2 protein-coding genes are annotated in these 3,204 nt (G+C 43.5%); one reads left to right on the top strand and one right to left on the bottom strand.

The features are described from left to right. Positions 1-301: 301 nt before the first annotated feature. Entirely contained in the window at positions 302-1,696 is a 1,395-nt protein-coding gene (locus AB5N96_RS13375) for a dipeptidase (RefSeq protein WP_499705753.1), read from the bottom strand. 151 nt (positions 1,697-1,847) lie between these two features. Between AB5N96_RS13375 and AB5N96_RS13370 the strand changes: the two genes are divergently transcribed. Next, positions 1,848-3,116, top strand: a complete 1,269-nt coding sequence (locus AB5N96_RS13370; protein ID WP_204589572.1) for a hemolysin family protein — start codon at positions 1,848-1,850, stop codon at positions 3,114-3,116. The last annotated feature ends 88 nt before the right edge of the window (positions 3,117-3,204 follow it).

Here is a 3,204-nt window from a genome sequence, read left to right as displayed (position 1 = left end):
TATGTCTTTCAGACATGGCCAGTAAAAGCGCCTTATAGGCGCAGAGCAAACCACCAGTTCTACTGGTGGTTATGATTGAGAGCCCAAAATCCAGAACGCCATTTCCTGGGGGACTTTCACCGAGCCTCCTCACATCGACTTACGTCTCGTTGTGGGTTCTCGGCAAAACTCCGATAGCCCGGGAAATGACGTACTGGCTTCCGGGCACTGTGTTGGTGCATTTCGAAAGTTTCTAACTATCTTAAGTATCAAAAAAGAGTCTCTCATTTTCGAGAAACTCTTTTCTTGAATTGCTACACAATTATTTCTTTAATTGCTCAGGAGTAAAGTTCGCAAGCTGCTCGTAGTAATTCCCTATCACTCGGAGGCCCTTGTCAAAGTTCTCCAGGTGGAAGTGCTCATTCGGTGCATGGAAATTCTCCGTAGATAATCCAAAGCCCATCAATACGACTGGAAGCCCAAGAATCTCATCGAACGAAGCAACGATTGGAATCGAACCGCCTCCGCGCACGTAAGCAGTCGGTACGTTATAGACAGCTTCATAACTTGCGCCAGCTGCTTGAATTGCTGGGTGATCGTAAGGGGTGATAAATGGTTTCCCTTTATCGAATTCTGAAACGGTTACTTCGACACCTTGTGGCTTATGTGATTCCACGTGTGCTTTCAACTTCGCGACAATTTCATCTGGATCCTGATCTGGAACGAGGCGGCACGTGATTTTAGCACCTGCTTCATTTGGCAGAACCGTTTTAATTCCTTCACCCGAGAACCCGCCGAACACACCGTTGACTTCTAATGTCGGACGTGCCCACACGCGTTCTAAATGCGTGAACCCTGGCTCCCCAAACAAGGACGGGACTTCAAGCTCTTGCTTCAAAGCTTCTTCGTCAAAACCAAGTGCTTTGTAAGCTTCACGCTCGTCATCTAAAAGTGGACGAACATTTTCATAGAAACCATCCACTTGAATCGTGCCTTCTTTATCGCGGAACGAAGCTAATAGTTCGACGATGGCATGCAGCGCGTTTTGTACACCGCCTCCGTAAAGACCCGAGTGAAGGTCTCCTTTTGCGCCTTTTACGTCGATTTGAATGCCTGCAAGACCACGAAGTCCATAACATACTGCTGGCTGACCAGGTCCTTGCATCCCCGTATCTGAAATCACAATGATATCCGCTGCTAGAGCCTCTTTATTTTCTTCCACGTAAGCATCTAGGCTCGGGCTTCCGATTTCTTCTTCGCCTTCAATCAAAAACTTGATATTGACGGGAAGCTCGCCAGAATTCTTTAGTAAAGCTTCTACAGCTTTGACATGCATAAATACTTGCCCTTTGTCGTCGCTTGCGCCACGTGCAAAGAGCTTTTCGTCTCGAATCGTTGGCTCAAACGGTTCTGTTTCCCATAAGTGAAGAGGATCTACAGGCTGTACGTCATAGTGCCCATACATCAACACAGTTGGTTTTCCTGGTGTGTGCAGCCAATCTGCATACACAACAGGGTGTCCAGCGGTCGCATCGATTTTGACGTTTTCAAGACCGGCTTGTTTCATATTTTCCGCTAGCCATTCTGCACCTTTTTGCATATCTTCTTTGTGTTCAGATAATGATGAAATACTTGCTATTTTCAAGAATTCTTTTAGTTCGGAAAGATGTGTTTCTCGCATATCTGAAAAATACTGATCTAGCTTTGGTGAGTGCATCGAATCCCTCTTTCTTGTTATGTAGAATCTAGTATCAAGTATAGCAAACTTTCAGAATTATGGAGCTTTCAATGCATCAATCCGTCGAAATATGATATGATAGCTCTAATCTAAATTTTGAGCGTTACTCTATAGGGGGAACAAGAAACCAATGGAATTTGTCTATTTAGGCATCTGTTTAGCGCTGTCATTTTTCTTTTCCGGCAGTGAAACTGCGTTAACCGCAGTCAATAGGATGAAGGTCCAGCTTCGGGCTGAGCAAGGGGATCGTGCGTCACAAAAACTTCTCGTGCTGTTGTCTAAGCCGGACCGCATGATCACAACAATTTTAATTGGGAACAACATTGTGAACATTGCAATGCCAACCTTGTTAACGATTATTGCATTAAATTATAATTGGGACGTAGCTCTTGCTACAGCTGCACTGACCGTTACAATTATTATTTTTGGTGAAGTATTGCCGAAAACGATTTCAGTAACTTTTTCGGATCGTGTAGCGTATATTGTAGCTCCGGTAATCGGGGCGCTTGTACAAATAATGCGACCTATCACTTTCTTACTTGGACAATTAACAAATATCTTTATTCGTGTTCTTTCTAAGGGTGCTGTAAAAGAAGCGACTCTTACCAAAGAAGAGTTACGCTCTATGGTAGATATCGCCTCAACTGAAGGAACGTTCGAAGAAGAAGAGTCTGACCGTTTGAAAGGTGTACTTGATTTCCCTCATAAAGATGTTGAGGATGTCCTCGAGACGCACCGTACAGAGATTGTCGGAATTCCAACGACTGCTACGTTTGAAGAAGTACGTTCCATCTTACTTGAAAATAAATACACACGTTTTCCAGTTTATGAAGAGAGCATGGATGAGATCATTGGAATGTTTTATACGAAACGTTTCATTGAGTGGTCGATGAATCCAGAACGTGCACTAGAAGAATTTGTGGATCGTGAACCACTCTTCGTTGTGAAATCGTTAAGTGTTGAGAAAGTCTACAAGCAAATGCTAGCGAAGAAAAAGCACATGGCTATTGTTTTAGATGAGTTTGGTGGAACACTTGGAATTGTTACGCACGAAGACATTATTGAAGAGATGATTGGTCAAGAGATTGAAGATGAGACAGACGATGATGAGCAACCGCTGGTATATGAACACACGGCCGACCGCTTAGTGTGTGCCGCTCGTTTTGAAATCGAAGACTTTAATAATTTGATGGAAATGAACATTGAAACAGAAAACGAAACAATTGGTGGCTTCATCATGGAATTGCTTGGGCATGTGCCAGATGAAGGGGAGAAGGTCATCTTCGAAAACTTGCACTTTGAAGTGAACGAAATGGACCGCAACCGAATTGTGAAGATGACTGTGACGAAATTAGAAGATGAAACCGAACAATCTGAAGAAGACCTGGCTCGCGCTTAGCGCGGAGCCAGGTTTTTTTAAAAGATAAGAAAGTATATAATTTTTGATGCCATGAGCCCAGTGTTCATGGTATTTTGATTTTATGGAG

Source organism: Chryseomicrobium imtechense, from assembly GCF_041475995.1.
GTDB lineage: Bacteria > Bacillota > Bacilli > Bacillales_A > Planococcaceae > Chryseomicrobium > Chryseomicrobium aureum.
Note: the sequence above shows the minus strand (reverse complement) of the source record. Positions and strands in the feature narration are given on the sequence as shown.

Excerpts from the sequence above, each read along its gene's own strand:
- AB5N96_RS13375 (WP_499705753.1), bottom strand. The coding sequence starts at position 1,696 with ATGCACTCACCAAAGCTAGATCAGTATTTTTCAGATATGCGAGAAACA.
- AB5N96_RS13370 (WP_204589572.1), top strand. The coding sequence starts at position 1,848 with ATGGAATTTGTCTATTTAGGCATCTGTTTAGCGCTGTCATTTTTCTTT.